We start from the raw sequence: 14,894 nt of genomic DNA on the forward strand, positions 1-14,894 counted from the left end.
GCAAAGACGTGGTGCGCGAATTCCGCGACGCGCACGGCCTTGGACGGAGCGCCTCACGCACCCCCGGCGGCGGTCTTCAACCACGCCGCGCCACAGGCCTTGGCCAGTTCCCGCACCCGCAGGATGTAGCTCTGGCGCTCCGTCACCGAGATCACGCCGCGCGCGTCGAGCAGGTTGAAGACGTGGCTCGCCTTGATGCACTGGTCGTAGGCCGGCTGCGCCATGCGGTGGCGCTCGCCGTCCGCGGCCGGCGCCCCCGCGTCGAGATAGGTCCGGCAGGCGGCCTCCGCGTCGGTGAACTGCCGGAACAGCATGGCGGTGTCGGCCGCCTCGAAGTTGTGGCGGGAATATTCCTGCTCGGCCTGCAGGAACACGTCGCCGTAGGTGATCCGGTCGGCCCCCTCGGCGCCGTTGAAGTCGAGGTCGTAGACGTTCTCGACGCCCTGGACGTACATGGCCAGCCGCTCCAGCCCGTAGGTCAGCTCGCCCGCCACCGGCGCGCACTCGAAGCCCGCCACCTGCTGGAAATAGGTGAACTGGCTGACCTCCATCCCGTCGCACCAGCATTCCCAGCCGAGACCCCAGGCGCCGAGCGTCGGGCTCTCCCAGTCGTCCTCGACGAAGCGGATGTCGTGGAGCTTCAGGTCGACGCCGATGGCGGCGAGCGAGGCGAGGTAGAGTTCCTGCAGGTTCGGCGGGTTCGGCTTCAGGATCACCTGGAACTGGTAATAGTGCTGGAGCCGGTTCGGGTTCTCGCCGTAGCGGCCGTCCTTGGGCCGGCGCGACGGCTGGACGTAGGCCGCCTTCCAGGGCTTGGGGCCGAGCGCCCGCAGGGTCGTGGCCGGATGGAACGTGCCGGCGCCGACCTCCATGTCGTAGGGCTGGAGGATCACGCAGCCCTGCGCCGCCCAGAATTCCTGAAGCGTCAGGATCAGACCCTGGAACGATTTTTTCTGGGACATGGGACTCGATGGCTCGGGCTCGCACGGCGGGTCGGGCCGCTGGTGGGCCGGTTTAGGTGCGAGGGGGCGGGGGTGCAAGGCGGCGGCGCTTGCGCGACGGTGCCGGATGATGATCCGATCGTCCTGAACTGCACCCGGAGACCATCATGGACGCTGACACGGCCGCCCTCGCGATCCGCCCGATCGGCGCCGGGGACCGGGAGGCCGGCTGCCGCTCTGGCGGGGCTACCAGGCCTTCTACAAGGTCGACCTCGCGACCGACGTCACCGACACCACCTGGACCCGCCTCAACGACCCGGCCGAGCCGGTCGACGGCGCCCTGGCGTGGCGGGGCGCGGAGGCGATCGGCCTCGTCCACCACATCCGCCACCGCTCGGCCTGGACGATCGGCGACTATTGTTACCTCCAGGACCTGTTCGTGGCGGACGGAGCCCGGGGGCTCGGGATCGGCCGGCGGCTGATCGAGCACGTCTACGCGGCGGCCCAGGCCGCCGGCTGCTCCCGCGTCCACTGGCTGACGCACGAGACGAATACCGACGCGATGCAGCTCTACGACCGGATCGCAGAGAAATCGGGCTTTGTGCAGTACCGCAAGATCATCTGAAGACGTGCTTCCCACGTGTGGCGGGACACCCAAGCGTGGCGGTTTTTGGGCAATACCCGGAACCGTCAAGCCCGCGGCCAAGTTATCGGCGCAACAGGGGATATCGGCACCTCAGCGCTGCCGAACACGTTGGAAGACCAGTCATGCGAACCGCTCGCACCGTTAACAACTTCGGCCGCAAGAACATCGCCGTCTTCGCCGCGCTCGCAATCTCGTCTTTAGCCGCCACGCCGTTCGTGATGAGCGCCAGCCGCGCGCTGGCCATCTCCGAGGACCAGCCGGTCGCCGCGACCCTCCGGGTCGAGCCGGTCGAGGTCGCCCCCGTGGCAACGGCCGCGAAGGCCGAGGGCGCCTGCCTGCGCAAGGTGCGGGTGGTCTATGGCGGCTACGGCCAGCCGGCGGATGGCTGCGCCGCTCATTGAGGGCTGCGCCCCAGTCTAGCCATGGGCCGGCGCGGTCCCGGCCAGACGCTTGAGGTGGAGTTCCTCCAGGTCGATCTCCGCCTCCAGCTGCCGCAGCACCGAGCTGTGGATCCGGTTCTCCCGATGCAGTCCGATCAGCGCCGACCGGCCTGACCGCACCGCGAGCAGCGCGGCGGCGAAGTGCTCGCTCTTCTCGGTCTCCAGAGCCTTGCGCTCGTCGCGGTCCCGGGACGTGGCCCGGACCCGGCGGCGATACTCCTCGACGAGGCGCGGGTGCTGCAGCGCGCCGGTCTCGGGAAACACCAGCCGCTCGAGGGCGCCGAGGCCGGCCTCGTTCACGACAACGCGGGCCATGGGCGCGTCGAGATGGCCGTCGGGCAGGTGCGCCGCGGAATCGAGCCGGAGCCGGCGGATCAGCGGGCCCAGGGTCGTGCCCTGCACCAGCACGGTGAACAGGATGACCACGAAAGCCGAGATCAGGATCGCGTCGCGGCCGGGGAAATTCACCGGCAGCGCCAGGGCGGCCGCGAGGGTCACCACCCCGCGCATGCCGGCCCAGCCGACGACCAGCGGCACGGCCGGGCTCGTCGGCGGCTCCTGCCTCCGCAGCCGGGCCGAGAGGATCCGCCGCAGGTAGACGGCGGGGAACACCCAGAGCAGGCGGGCGGCCACGCAGGCCGCCGTGACGGCGAGCGCCAGCGGCAGCGCCGCCGCGAGCGCGCCGGTCTCGGCGCCGGTCCGGGCCAGCACGCCGCGGAGCGCCAGCCCGATCAGCACGAAGACCAGCGCCTCCAGCACGAACACCACGAATTCCCACACCGCCACGGAATGGCGACGGGCGTGCGCGTCGAAGGTCTCGTGCTCCCGGCCGCCCATCATCAGCCCGCAGGCGACCACGGCGAGCACGCCTGAGGCGTGGACCTCCTCGGCCAGCAGGTAGGCGATGTAGGCGGCCAGGAAGCTCAGCACCGTGATGGCGTTGGCGTCGTGCAACCGCCGCATCACGGCGTTCACCGCCAGCCCGCAGGCGCACCCGACCGCGACGCCGGCCACCGCCAGCCACGCGAAGCTGCCGGCCGCCGCCCAGGCGCTGAAGCTGCCCGTGAGCGCGGCCGCCACGGCGAAGCGGTAGAGGACGAGGCCCGAGGCGTCGTTGACGAGGCTCTCACCCTCCAGGATCGTGATCATCCGACGGGGCAGGGCGACGCGGGCGAGCACCGCCTTGGCGGCCACGGCGTCCGGCGGCGAGACGATCGCGCCCAGCGCGAAGCAGGCGGCCCAGGGCAGGGCGGGCACGATCATGTGCGCCACGAGCCCGACCACCAGGGTCGTGAACAGCACCGCTCCGAGCGAGAGGGACAGGATCGGGCTCAAGCTCGCCCGGAAGTCGCGCCAGACGGTGAAGTAGGCCGATTCGAGCAGGAGCGGCGGCAGGAACAGGACCATGATCAGGTCCGGATCGAGATCGAAGGCCGGCAGACCCGGTGCCACCGCCAGCGCCATGCCGCCGAGGACCAAAGCGGCGGCCGGCGGGAAGCCGAGACGCCCGGCCGCCAGCGACAGCAGCAGGGCCGCGCCGAGGAGGCCCAGGATCAACTCGAACAGGGCAACGGATGTCATGGATCGACCAGTCTCGGCGCCGGAACTCCGGCAAGCGCGGCTGTTCTAGGACGCTTACCTCATGGCTGGATACCCGAAGCGCGCGCCCGGAGCGGCCCGCGACGCGAGCCCTCCAGCCGGCGCCGCGAACCTCGGCGGCCTCCTGCGGGGTCGCCACCGCGCTCCCGCGGCGACGGAGCTGCCCACAATCCAGACCGTTCTCCGATCTGTGAACGCATCCGAGATCTTTGAAGCAACCGGAGAAAGCTATTCTTATCCGACGGCGCCACGCCCGCGCCCCCGTCGATTTACGTTGCTCTTTTACCGTCGCCGACAGTTTCGGGGATCGGCGCGGTATCAACCATAGCTTTTCCTGGAACGACAAGCTCGACCGTGGATTACTGGGTCGCAGATGCTCTAGCTTGTCGAGGAACAGGTCATGTCGGGTCGGGTCGCGGCATTATTGGGAATGGCCGGCGCGGTGCTGGCGGGTTGTTTCGGCACGGCGCAGGCGCGCGAGATCGTGCCCTTCCAGAACGGCGTCGAGCCGGGCTCGATCGTGATCAGCGTGTCGCAGCGCAAGCTCTACCTGGTGAACGGCGACGGGACGGCGATCCGCTATCCCGTGGCGGTGGGCCGGCCGGGCAAGCAATGGTTCGGCACCAAGCCTATCGACGGGAAATACGTCGCACCCGCCTGGTCGCCCCCGGCCGAGGTGAAGCGCGACAATCCGCGCCTGCCGAATCTCATCGCCGGCGGCTCGCCGCACAACCCGATGGGCGCGGCGGCCATGACCCTGGCGGGCGGTGAATACGCCATCCACGGCACCAACCGGCCAGGCTCGGTCGGCACCTACGCGTCCTATGGCTGCATCCGGATGTTCAACCAGGACGTCGCCGACCTCTACGGCCGTGTCGATGTCGGCACGCAGGTCTACATGACGCACTGATCTCCGGCCGCGCTCAGCCGGCCGGCGGGGCGGTGGCCTCGACGGCCGTGAAGGTCTCCAGGATCCGGTAGGTGTGCTCGGCCCCGGCCGGCACGCAATAGGAATCGCCGGCCGCCAGCGTCACCGTCTCGCCGCCGACAACCAGCTCGGCCCGGCCGCTGATCACGTAGCCCACGGTCTCGTGGGGCGAGGTGGTCATCGGCTTGTCGGCGTTCGGCGCCTCGGCCCGCCACATCCGCATCCCGAGCCGCTCGCCCCGGGCCAGGGTAATCTCGCCATGCGGCCCCTCGGCCGCGCCCCGGGCCGATACCTTCGTCGCCATCGCCTGATCTCCCTGTCGGTCAGCCAGGGGAACGGCCCTTGGGCCGCGGCGTTCCGGCTTCAGAAGTCGACCGCGAGGCCTTTCACCTCCCAGTCATCGTAGCGGACCGGCTCCAGGCCGCCACGGCCCAGGCGCTCGGGCCGGGCGCTGATCTCGGCGGCGCGCGCGTCGATCGCGGCGCGGCGCTCGGCCGCCTCGGCCAGGGCGCGCTCCGCCGCCGGGCTGAGCTTGCGGGGCTCGGCCCCGGCTGCATCCGGGTCGTGTCTGTTCGGGTCTTGCATCGCGCTCGCTCGGGTGTGAGGGCGTGGATCGGAAAAGCATTCGGCTCGGGAGAAGAAGTGGCATCGCGGGACACAGGCCGCAACACGCGGGACAGGACTTCGGCGCGGGGCACGGGCCCGGACAGGGCCGGCGCCGACGCGGCGGGACTCGGCGCGCGCGCGCGGCGCAGCAGGCGGTCGCCGCCCTGATCGGCCAGGAGCGGCCGCCGGCGCTCGACGAAGCCCTTGCCCAGGCGATCCGGTCCGAGGCGCTGGCGCCCGCGGATGCCGGCCTGGCGCGCGCCATCGCGGTCGCGACCTTCCGGCGCTACGGGATGATCCGCGCGGCGCTCGCCGCCCGGCTGGAGCGCGGGCTCCCCGCGGCCAAGCCCCAGCTCACGGCCTTGCTGGCCACCGCGGCCGCCCAGATCCTCGACCTCGCGGTCCCCGACCATGCGGCCGTCGACCTCGCAGTGCGACTCGCCAAGGCGGACAGCCGCACGGCGCATCTCGCCGGCCTCGTCAACGCGGTGCTGCGCCGGATCGCCCGGGAGCGCGACGCCATCCTGGCCGAGGGCGCCGATGCGCTCGCCGCCAACACGCCGGACTGGCTCGCCCGCCGCTGGAGCGCGGCCTACGGGCCGGAGCGCGCGGGCGCCATCGCGCAGGCCCATCTCGCGGGGGCGGCGATCGATCTCACCCTTCGCGGGGATCCGGCGGATTGGGCGGAGCGGCTCGGCGCCGTGCGGCTCCCCACCGGCTCCCTGCGCCTACCGGAGAACGGGCCGGCGATTCCCGAGCTGCCGGGCTTCCAGGAGGGCGCGTGGTGGGTGCAGGACGCCGCCGCGGCGATCCCGGCCCGGCTGCTCGCGCCCGAGTCCGGCGCCCGGATCCTCGATCTCTGCGCCGCGCCCGGCGGCAAGACCATGCAGCTCGCCGCCGCCGGGGCGCGCGTCACCGCGGTCGACCGGTCGGCGCCGCGGCTGGAGCGCCTGCGCGAGAACGTCGCGCGGCTCAGCCTCGCCGTCGAGATCGTGGTCGCCGACGCCCTGGCGCTCGAAGGCCAGGATCACGATGCGGTGCTCCTCGACGCCCCGTGCTCGGCCACCGGCACGATCCGGCGCCACCCGGATGTCGCCTGGACCAAGTCGGAGGCCGACATCGCCCGGCTCGCCGCGCTCCAGGCCAAGCTCCTCGACCACGCGGCCGGGCTGGTGCGGCCGGGCGGGCGTCTCGTCTACTGCACCTGCTCCCTGGAGCCCGAGGAGGGCGAGGCGCAGGTCGCGGCCTTCCTGGCCCGCGACGCCCGATTCGTGCGCGTGCCGGTGAGGCCCGAGGAGGTCGGCGGCGCCACGGCGCTGATCGATGCCAACGGCGACCTGCGCACCCTGCCGTGTCACCTGGCCGAGGTTCCAGGCGCTCGCGGCGGCCTCGACGGCTTCTTCGCGAGCCGGCTGCAGCGCGCGGGGTAAGGGCTCGGACGCACCGGTGCCGCCTCACCCCGTCATCCCGGGGCCGCGCCGCCCCGTCATCCCGGGCCGCGCAGCGGAGCCCGGGATCCAGACACGCCGACGCTGCAGGACTGGCACCACCGGCGGTTCTGGGTTCCGGGCTCGCCTGCGGCGCCCCGGAACAACGGGTTGGGGCGCAGGACGGAGAGGGAAGCGCCGTATCACTGCAAGCTGCCCCGTCATCCCGGGGCCGCGCAGCGGAGCCCGGGATCCAGACCCGCCGACGCGCCAAGTCATGGCATCCTCGGCGGCTCTGGGTTCCGGGCTCGCCTGCGGCGCCCCGGAACGACGGTGGGGAGCGCTACGCACACAGCAGCGCGGCGCAGGGCACGCCCCGCCCTTGACAATCTTCCTATTTTGTGCTCATTAGCCGCCACCTGCCCACGGCGGTCCGGGAGCGATCCCGGAGCGTCCTTCGGGGGCCCGCCCGGTGGCTGACCGGGCGGGTTCGTGGCGCGGGGCGGTGCCCGCGTCGGTGGCTCTCAGCCGCCATCGCCCCGGGCGGCGTGCTGGTACGGGGCGTGTCTCGGTGGCGGGCGTGAGACCGGGCGGCAGTTTGCCCGGCGGGGGCCGAAACGCCCTCGCGCCGACCCGCCACTGGGCCGACCCTACGCACCCTGCGGATCCGCCCACTACGAGGCGGGCACACGGCTGGAAGGCCCGTGCACTGATAGCGGGTTCCGGAGGTTCGCCTCGCCTGAGACCGCTTGGCAGGCACCGCGCAGGACCGGGGCGCCGCAAGACACCGCGACGAGAAAGACGGCACCGGCCGGGGACCATGCCCGGTCGATGCCGCGGGCGCCGCGGGGATCGGATCCCGCGCGTTGACTGGCCGACACCTGGGTTCCCGCGGCGTCCCGCGTCCCGCGTGTTCGTCTCTTGGGCCATGCCCCCGGCGCCAACCGCGCGCGGGGACGATTGCGCATGGCGGGAGCGGCACCTCGCTGCGGGTCTGCACCCCGCGTTGTCGTTCCGGGGCGCCGCAGGCGAGCCCGGACCCCAGAGCCGCCGACGGTGCCCGATCTTGCCGCCTCGGCGTGTCTGGATCCCGGGCTCCGCTGCGCGGCCCCGGGATGACGGGGCGGGGCTTGAGGACAGGCTGGGGCCAGCGATGCGCGGCGCGGCCGTTCCCTCTCCGAACAAATCGGTCTACACGGCCGCTCCCCCGAAGACGCTTACCTGCCCCGTATGCAGGACTGAGCCCGGAGACGCTTGAACCCATGCCGATTCTCACCTTCCCCGACGGCAACACCCGTGAGATCGCCGCCGGCACAACCGGCCGCGCCGTGGTCGAGGGCATCGCCAAGTCGCTGGCCAAGCGCACCGTCGCCATGGCGCTCGACGGCACGGTCGCCGACCTCGACGATCCGATCGACCGCGACGCCCGCATCGAGTTCCTCGACCGCACCGACCCGCGCAGCCTGGAGCTCATCCGGCACGATTGCGCCCACGTGCTCGCCGAGGCGGTTCAATCGCTCTGGCCCGAGACCCAGGTCACGATCGGCCCGGTGATCGAGAACGGCTTCTATTACGACTTCTTCCGCGAGACCCCGTTCACGCCCGAGGACTTCCCGAAGATCGAGGCGAAAATGCGCGAAATCATTTCGCGCGACGCGCCCTTCACCAAGGAAGTCTGGAAGCGGGAGGACGTGCGCGCGCTGTTCGAAGGCAAGCAGGAGAAGTTCAAGGTCGAGCTGGTCGACGCGATCCCGCCGGGCGAGGATCTCAAGATCTACCGCCAGGGCGACTGGTTCGACCTGTGCCGCGGCCCGCACATGACCTCGACCGCCAAGGTCGGCACCGCGTTCAAGCTCATGAAGGTCGCGGGGGCCTACTGGCGGGGTGATTCGAACAACCCGATGCTGACCCGCATCTACGGGACGGCCTGGGCGAATCAGGCCGATCTCAACGGCTATCTGCATCGGCTGGAGGAGGCCGAGCGCCGCGACCACCGCCGGCTCGGCCGCGAGATGGACCTGTTCCACTTCCAGGAGGAGGGGCCCGGCGTCGTCTTCTGGCACGCCAAGGGCTGGACGATCTTCCAGGAGCTGATCGCCTACATGCGCCGGCGCCTGCGCGGCGACTACGCCGAGGTGAACGCGCCGCAGATCCTCGACAAGGCCCTTTGGGAGACCTCCGGCCACTGGGGCTGGTACCGGGAGAACATGTTCGCCGCGCAGTCGGCCGGCGAGGAGGCCGAGGACAAGCGCTGGTTCGCCCTCAAGCCGATGAACTGCCCGGGCCACGTGCAGATCTTCAAGCACGGCCTGAAATCCTACCGCGACCTGCCCCTGCGCATGGCCGAGTTCGGCATCGTGCACCGCTACGAGCCGTCCGGCGCCATGCACGGGCTGATGCGCGTGCGCGGCTTCACGCAGGACGACGCCCACGTCTTCTGCACCGAGGACCAGCTCGCCGACGAGTGCCTGAAGATCAACGACCTGATCCTCTCGACCTACGCGGATTTCGGCTTCGACCAGATCGTCGTGAAGCTCTCGACGCGGCCCGAGAAGCGCGTCGGCTCAGACGCCCTCTGGGATCATGCCGAGGCGGTGATGACCCGGGTTCTGGCGCAGATCGAGGAACAGTCGGCCGGCCGGATCAAGACGGCGGTGAACCCGGGGGAGGGCGCGTTCTACGGGCCCAAATTCGAGTACGTGCTGCGCGACGCGATCGGCCGCGACTGGCAATGCGGGACCACGCAGGTCGACTTCAACCTGCCCGAGCGGTTCGGCGCCTTCTACATCGACGCCGACGGCGCCCGGAAGCCGCCCGTGATGGTGCATCGGGCGATCTGCGGCTCGATGGAGCGCTTCACCGGCATCCTGATCGAGCACTTCGCCGGGCACTTCCCCCTTTGGCTGGCGCCGATCCAGGTGGTGGTGGCGACGATCACCGGCGAGGCCGACGTCTACGCCCGGGACGTCATCCGCACCTTGGAGCGCGCGGGCCTGCGGGTCGAGGCGGATCTGCGCAACGAGAAGATCAACTACAAGGTCCGGGAACACTCGCTGGCCAAGGTGCCGGTGCTGCTGGCGCTCGGCAAGCGCGAGGCCGAGGAGCGGACGGTCTCGATCCGGCGGCTCGGCAGCCAGCAGACCCGCACGCTGCCGCTCTCCGACGCTGTGGCGGCCTTCTTGGAGGAGGCGACCGCGCCGGACCTCCGCCGGGCGCAAGCCGTGGCCGAGACGGTCCCGACCAGCGACACGGTGCTCGACGGGCATCATGTCGAGCACAACGCCCCCTGAGGGGTCTTCCGGTTCCAGACCTGCCGGAGCGCGGAAAATTCTCCGGATCGGGAGCAGTCACGCGCGAGATTTCGCGGTCATCCACCCGCGGAATCTACCTCAGATCGTACAATCCGATCCTGGCGCAGCCTGCGCGCGCAAGACCTTGAGGGCGCTGGCATGCGCGGCCGCCATCGACATCGCCTGCGCGCCCCTGCACGCGACGCGGGCGAAGGCCCTGGCCGAGCGGGCCGACGCGGCGGCTCTCGGTTCCTTTGCGGGCGCCGCGGCACCGGCCTGACCTATCGGGTGTGTCGCGGAACACAGCCGGCCCGAATGCTTGAGCTTATGTCATCTCCACACCGCGAAGACAGAGACGCAGTGCGTGGAGACGAACGATGAACTGGACAAACCGACTCGCCCTGGCCGCTACCCTGATGGGCGGCGCCATGGCCCTGACCCTGTACGCGCAGAGCCTGTCGCTGCCGGCGCATTTCGCCTGAACCGAGGCCCGCGCGCTTCGCTTCCCGGTCCGGCATCGACACCGAGACGCCCCGCAGGCTGACCCCTGCGGGGCACGGCGCTACGGGTGGTTGAGGATGCAAGGCCGGCGCGATACCGCCACGCGAGCCGCGCTCGAACACGCCCGGAGGGATACATGATCCGTCTCGCTGCCGTTCTCGCCCTGGCCGTCGTCGCCACAGGCGCCGCCGCGCAGGAGCGGGTCTATACGCGCAACCTCACCTGCGCGGCGCTGAAGGCCCGCGTCGCCCATGATCGGACCGTTATCCTGGCGCGGAGCGAGATGGCCTACGAGACCGTCCACCTGGATTCCGGCGCGTGCCAGCAGGACGAGACCGGCGCGCCGGCCTTCGAGCCGTCCGCGGACGTGGCGAACTGCCTCGCCGGATGGCGCTGCACGCAGCGCAACAGCGACAGCGGCCAGCGCTGACGCCGAGATCCGCCGAGACGGGCAGCGCCGCCGGCTCAGCGCGCCTTCTCGTGCTCCCCGAGACCGACAGCCTTGTAATCGTAGGTGGGATAGAACTCCGTCCGGTACGCGCCCCAGGCGGTATCCTCAAGGACGCGGTTGATTTCCCGGAGCCGCGTGGCGGGCAACCGCAGCGTGATGATCTGCCCGATCCCCATGACGACGTTCCACGAGACGACCTCGATCCCCGGCGGCGGGAAGGCCTTGTAGAAGCCCTGCTTGGCGAGTTGCTCATTCAGCTCGGCCAGCGGGCGCGACTGGTCGTGACGCAAAAAGACCGTCAGTAGAACGGCGTTGTCGGCGGTTGCCGTCGCCGAACCGACCTGCGGCGCTGCCGTGGTCTGGGCCGTCGCCGCCCGGTCTACGGCACAGAGGAGCACGAGCGCCGCCGCAAGTGGCTTGAGCGCAGGGGGTGAACGTCGCATCCGATCTCCTCAGCCGTGCGTCCGCGCCGGCGCAGCGTCAACGCGGATGCGCGTCGCGCTATCCCGCCGCCTGCCCAACGTGATGTCGGCGACGCTCTCAGCCCGGCTCGACGTCGTAGGATAGGCGCAGGCGCAGGCGGACCGCGCCCTGATCGTCGCGCACGGCGATGACGTAGTCCTGGCGCTCAAGGGGATCCGCCAAGCCCTGGGCCAGCGCGTCATCATCCGGACCGCCTGCGCCCGCGCCGCAGCGAGGTCAGGAAGGTCGAATCCCTTATGGTCGCGCACGAGGTTGGCGCCGTCGTGAAGATCGATGAAGTAGCGGGGCACGGGCTTCGGCTCGGCGAGCTCTTGTGCCCGCAAGAATCAGTCTAGGTTGTTTCTACGTAGTTTCCGGTGGGCGGCAACCGGACGTCTTTGATGTCGCATGAGGAAGCGGAGGGCCTGTCAGCCGCCTTGAAGCGTCTCGGCAAAATCGTCCGGAATGGTGCCGAACTGGCCGAGGATCGTCACGCCTTCGAGTTCCCCCGTCTCGTCATCGGCAACGACCTTCAGCGCCGCCGCACCCGGCAGGCGCGCGGCGAGCGCCTCGGCCTTCTTGAGAGCACCGAACTCGCTCTGGGCAGGCTCCTGGCGGGCGGGCCGCAGGCGGTTCCGGTGCATCTCGAACGGTTGCACTACGAAGCTGGTCTTCAGGGTCATGCCGATCTCCTCCGGGCGGTCGGCGGCTCCGACCGGACGGAAGCGCCATCGGTCACAGGCTGCGGGTGGTAACCCCGAGCGCCAGCAAGACGTAGGCGCCGATGAAGAACCATTGCCGGTGCGCGACCACCGTACGTCCAACCATCGGGATGCGGGTGTAGAGGCTGGCGACGGCGAGGCCGATCAGGACGAGCGACACCAGAAAGGTGAGCAGGCGCGGGGCGGAGAGCGTGGGCATGCGGCATGCTCGCGCCGACACGTTTACCGAACCGTTACCGGTCGAGCCCGGGGACGAGTGGCCGGGTCTCGGTGAGCGGCCCCTTCGATCCGGGCAGCAGGCCAACCTCGGCCAGCCACAGGGCCATGATCGCCCCCGCGATCAGCGTGGCCAGCGAGGCCAGACGGCCGGTCCATCGGCGGAGGATGATCATCGCCACGAGGACGGCCACGAGGGCGAGGAGCAGCGCGAGCAGGAGCATGGCTGGGCCATGCCACGACTTAGCCTCTGCGTCACCGCACGAGCGTCAACCGGACCGCGCGTTCCGGCAGGGGACAGACTTCAGCGTATCCGCGCGGCAGGATCGGTGACTCTAGGTGCTGAAGTCTCCCGGCCCCGCACCGTGAAAAATATCGTGACCCCGACACAGATCCGCACGCGGGTGCACAAGGTCTCGGCATCGATTGCCAAAAATACCCGCCCACCGGCCGCGCCAGGCATGCCAATCATGCGCGGAATGCTGCCCGCAAAACGGTTTTGTAACTTGCATTCATCCATCAAAAGTAGCAAATCGCCCGTGAGGGGCACACTAGGAATCTTGAAGTGACAGAAGAAACCATCGGGCCCGATATCAACTTCATCGAGCTGGCCGGCGATATCGTGGCCGCCTATGTGTCGAACAATCCCGTGCCGGTTGCCGAGCTGCCGGCCCTGATCACGCGCGTGCACGGCGCGATCGCCGGCCTCGTCTCCGGCACCCTGACCGCCGACGCCGGCGCGGCCGTGCAGGCCGATGTCGAGAAGCCGAGCGCCGCCCAGATCCGCAAGTCGGTCCGCCCCGACGGGATCGTCAGCTTCATCGACGGCAAGACCTACAAAACGCTCAAGCGTCACCTGACCAGCCACGGCCTCGATCCGCGCAGCTACCGCGACCGCTACGGCCTGCCGGCCGACTACCCGATGGTCGCCCCGAGCTACGCCGAGCAGCGCTCCGCCCTGGCCAAGGCGATCGGCCTCGGACAGCCCGGCGCCATGGCCGAGCGCGAGCGCAAGGGCCGCAAGGCCGCCTGAGAACCGTCCGTCTCCGGGGCACCCCGTCACAGCACCGTCCCGTGCGGCGCTGCGACGGGGTGCCCGGCCGATGATGCGCCGGTGGACCGCATTCGAAACACGCGTCGGCGCATTCCGCGGCGGCAGCCCCACCGATGATCAGGGCTTTGACGCGCCTGCCATCGTTGCCGCGCCGCCACACTTGTCCAGGACATCGCACGACACGGACAAGCTGCCTTACTCTGCACAAAGCTGCTGCGCACGTCGGAGCCCGAGGACGAAAACCGAGGGATTCCGCACCATGAAGCGAGAGCAGACGATGACGAGCACGGTGGTGCCGTTCCCGGCGCATATCACGCCCGCCGTGGCTGACGAGGATACGGCATCGATCATCGCCGTGCTGCAGGATCAGTTGGCGCTCGCCCGCGAAGGCCGTCTGCGCTCGGTAGCGGTGGTCTCCGTCTCGGCGGAGGGCGAGGCGATCGGGACGCAGTGGTCGTGCAAGAGCTCCGACATCAGCAGCCTCATCGGCAAATTGACGGTCCTGACCCACGATCTCATGGCCGCGCGGAAATGAACGGCCGGGCCTGACTGAATCTCACGGCGCTCCGGGCACCGCACAGAGGCTACGGCGTTCCGTGGGCCGGTCCGCTTTCGGACCGGCAAGGGAAGTGCCCGAGATGAGACGCGTTCTACGCCCCGCTCTGCTGGCCGCTGCCACGTGACCGGCGGCCTCGCGGCGGCCGTTGATGCCAAGGACGCGCAGGTCACGAAGCAGCGAGCCGAGCAGCGCACGGAAACGATCGACGGCTTGGTACGGATCGTCGGAGCACAGGCCGGCATCGTGCTGGACTGCCGCAACTCTACACGGTGAATGACAAGGCCTCCCAAAGGGCTGCCCCGGACCGTCCGCCGCGCCCTCGACGCGGCGATCGGCCGCCACAAGGCGCAGGCCGCCATCGCCGGGAGGGCCAGCGCGGTGCGAGCGAGATCGCCACGGTGGGCGCGGAGCAATGGTGCGCCGACCAGCGCGACATCGTGAACACCGACGGCGTCCGCGTCTTCGCCGATTGACCGCAACGGGCGGGCTCGCCCCTCCAAAAGAACAGCCCCGGCGCACGAATTGGCGAGAGCTCCGCGCCCAGGTCAGATCTCAGCGGCGCATAGACATGTCGTTCCGCAGTGCAGAACAGAATAGCGACTTGTTCACCGCTCGCTCGTCTGTCATCTTTCGACAACGGATGAGCTTAAACACATCACGCCGGTCGCACACGTCCGCACAAGAGCCCTGAAGGGCCGCGAGACCGGCGCAGGAGGAAGCGTCATGTCTCGGTCCATCTATCTCGCTATTGCCCTCGTCGTGTGCGGGGCTGCCGTCACGCTCTTCGCCTTCCTGCGTGCGCCCCGGTCGAAGGACTTCGCCGGCTGGGATGTCGCGTTCATGAGCGGGATCGGCGCTGTCGCCCTCGGCTTTCTGACCACCCTTGTCGAAGTGATCACCGGATAGGGAGGCCGCGGTCGCCTGGAGCGCACCGATACGCATCCTGCGGGCCGCCGCCGGGTCCCTCGCCCGGCGGGCGGCGACGTGCGATATGTATTGGCCCGCTGAATACCCCGGAAATGCGAGAATAGAACTCGTAATTCACAGCACGA

At 70.1% G+C, this 14,894-nt stretch carries 18 protein-coding genes and 2 pseudogenes; 11 read left to right on the top strand and 9 right to left on the bottom strand.

Annotated features, from left to right (window positions below):
* Positions 1 to 53: 53 nt before the first annotated feature.
* Complete coding sequence (locus tag M6G65_RS04110; protein ID WP_238198873.1) at positions 54 to 962, bottom strand: glycine--tRNA ligase subunit alpha; 909 nt, start codon at positions 960 to 962, stop codon at positions 54 to 56.
* 146 nt (positions 963 to 1,108) lie between these two features.
* On the opposite strand from M6G65_RS04110, the pseudogene M6G65_RS04115 reads away from it, so the two are divergent.
* Both M6G65_RS04115 and M6G65_RS04120 read left to right on the top strand, forming a co-directional pair.
* Positions 1,109 to 1,566 (top strand): annotated as a pseudogene (locus tag M6G65_RS04115) (GNAT family N-acetyltransferase).
* Between the two features lie 143 nt (positions 1,567 to 1,709).
* Positions 1,710 to 1,988 carry a hypothetical protein gene (locus M6G65_RS04120; protein WP_238198871.1) on the top strand — a complete coding sequence of 93 codons (279 nt, stop codon included), beginning with the start codon at positions 1,710 to 1,712 and terminating at the stop codon, positions 1,986 to 1,988.
* Positions 1,989 to 2,003: 15 nt separating this feature from the next.
* Here the strand turns inward: M6G65_RS04120 and M6G65_RS04125 are convergent, their stop codons facing one another.
* Entirely contained in the window at positions 2,004 to 3,608 is a 1,605-nt protein-coding gene (locus M6G65_RS04125) for a Na+/H+ antiporter (protein ID WP_238198869.1), read from the bottom strand.
* A 418-nt stretch (positions 3,609 to 4,026) separates the two neighbouring features.
* Between M6G65_RS04125 and M6G65_RS04130 the strand changes: the two genes are divergently transcribed.
* Positions 4,027 to 4,536 (top strand): L,D-transpeptidase, encoded by a 510-nt coding sequence (locus M6G65_RS04130; protein ID WP_250103604.1) that lies wholly within the window; start codon positions 4,027 to 4,029, stop codon positions 4,534 to 4,536.
* A 13-nt stretch (positions 4,537 to 4,549) separates the two neighbouring features.
* On the opposite strand, the gene M6G65_RS04135 is transcribed toward M6G65_RS04130, so the two are convergent.
* Positions 4,550 to 4,858, bottom strand: coding sequence for a cupin domain-containing protein (locus M6G65_RS04135; RefSeq protein WP_192711039.1), 309 nt, complete (start codon positions 4,856 to 4,858; stop codon positions 4,550 to 4,552).
* Between the two features lie 59 nt (positions 4,859 to 4,917).
* Positions 4,918 to 5,139, bottom strand: a complete 222-nt coding sequence (locus M6G65_RS04140) for a DUF1674 domain-containing protein (RefSeq protein ID WP_238198866.1) — start codon at positions 5,137 to 5,139, stop codon at positions 4,918 to 4,920.
* A 185-nt stretch (positions 5,140 to 5,324) separates the two neighbouring features.
* Between M6G65_RS04140 and M6G65_RS04145 the strand changes: the two genes are divergently transcribed.
* The 4 genes from M6G65_RS04145 to M6G65_RS04155 all read left to right on the top strand — a co-directional run bounded on the left by M6G65_RS04145 (position 5,325) and on the right by M6G65_RS04155 (position 10,808).
* The gene (locus M6G65_RS04145; RefSeq protein WP_250104203.1) at positions 5,325 to 6,590 is read left to right on the top strand and encodes an RsmB/NOP family class I SAM-dependent RNA methyltransferase; all 1,266 of its coding nucleotides are present in this window, start codon (positions 5,325 to 5,327) and stop codon (positions 6,588 to 6,590) included.
* Positions 6,591 to 7,849: 1,259 nt separating this feature from the next.
* Positions 7,850 to 9,877 carry a threonine--tRNA ligase gene (gene thrS, locus M6G65_RS04150; protein WP_238200276.1) on the top strand — a complete coding sequence of 676 codons (2,028 nt, stop codon included), beginning with the start codon at positions 7,850 to 7,852 and terminating at the stop codon, positions 9,875 to 9,877.
* 145 nt (positions 9,878 to 10,022) lie between these two features.
* A complete protein-coding gene (locus tag M6G65_RS33390; RefSeq protein ID WP_283214924.1) occupies positions 10,023 to 10,157 on the top strand; it encodes a hypothetical protein in 135 nt (44 codons plus the stop codon).
* Positions 10,158 to 10,514: 357 nt separating this feature from the next.
* Positions 10,515 to 10,808: a hypothetical protein gene (locus tag M6G65_RS04155; protein ID WP_238200274.1), complete on the top strand. Its 294-nt coding sequence runs from the start codon at positions 10,515 to 10,517 to the stop codon at positions 10,806 to 10,808.
* A gap of 35 nt (positions 10,809 to 10,843) precedes the next feature.
* Here M6G65_RS04155 and M6G65_RS04160 read toward each other — a convergent pair whose 3' ends face one another.
* From M6G65_RS04160 to M6G65_RS04180, 5 genes and pseudogenes are all read right to left on the bottom strand, one after another.
* Positions 10,844 to 11,272: a hypothetical protein gene (locus M6G65_RS04160; protein ID WP_238200272.1), complete on the bottom strand. Its 429-nt coding sequence runs from the start codon at positions 11,270 to 11,272 to the stop codon at positions 10,844 to 10,846.
* Between the two features lie 264 nt (positions 11,273 to 11,536).
* Positions 11,537 to 11,602: pseudogene (locus tag M6G65_RS33865) on the bottom strand (DUF6894 family protein); the annotation flags it as partial.
* Between the two features lie 117 nt (positions 11,603 to 11,719).
* Complete coding sequence (locus M6G65_RS04170) at positions 11,720 to 11,974, bottom strand: hypothetical protein (protein ID WP_238200270.1); 255 nt, start codon at positions 11,972 to 11,974, stop codon at positions 11,720 to 11,722.
* A gap of 52 nt (positions 11,975 to 12,026) precedes the next feature.
* Positions 12,027 to 12,212, bottom strand: a complete 186-nt coding sequence (locus tag M6G65_RS04175; RefSeq protein WP_238200268.1) for a hypothetical protein — start codon at positions 12,210 to 12,212, stop codon at positions 12,027 to 12,029.
* A gap of 34 nt (positions 12,213 to 12,246) precedes the next feature.
* Positions 12,247 to 12,453, bottom strand: a complete 207-nt coding sequence (locus M6G65_RS04180; protein ID WP_192710353.1) for a hypothetical protein — start codon at positions 12,451 to 12,453, stop codon at positions 12,247 to 12,249.
* A gap of 341 nt (positions 12,454 to 12,794) precedes the next feature.
* Between M6G65_RS04180 and M6G65_RS04185 the strand changes: the two genes are divergently transcribed.
* The 4 genes from M6G65_RS04185 (at position 12,795) to M6G65_RS04200 (ending at position 14,748) form a co-directional block, all read left to right on the top strand.
* A complete protein-coding gene (locus tag M6G65_RS04185; protein ID WP_250103605.1) occupies positions 12,795 to 13,262 on the top strand; it encodes a Ros/MucR family transcriptional regulator in 468 nt (155 codons plus the stop codon).
* A 280-nt stretch (positions 13,263 to 13,542) separates the two neighbouring features.
* Positions 13,543 to 13,818 (top strand): hypothetical protein, encoded by a 276-nt coding sequence (locus M6G65_RS04190; protein WP_192710366.1) that lies wholly within the window; start codon positions 13,543 to 13,545, stop codon positions 13,816 to 13,818.
* A gap of 144 nt (positions 13,819 to 13,962) precedes the next feature.
* Complete coding sequence (locus M6G65_RS04195) at positions 13,963 to 14,115, top strand: hypothetical protein (protein ID WP_250103606.1); 153 nt, start codon at positions 13,963 to 13,965, stop codon at positions 14,113 to 14,115.
* A 450-nt stretch (positions 14,116 to 14,565) separates the two neighbouring features.
* The gene (locus tag M6G65_RS04200) at positions 14,566 to 14,748 is read left to right on the top strand and encodes a hypothetical protein (RefSeq protein ID WP_192710351.1); all 183 of its coding nucleotides are present in this window, start codon (positions 14,566 to 14,568) and stop codon (positions 14,746 to 14,748) included.
* Positions 14,749 to 14,894: the final 146 nt, after the last annotated feature.

The organism is Methylobacterium tardum (assembly GCF_023546765.1).
GTDB lineage: Bacteria > Pseudomonadota > Alphaproteobacteria > Rhizobiales > Beijerinckiaceae > Methylobacterium > Methylobacterium tardum.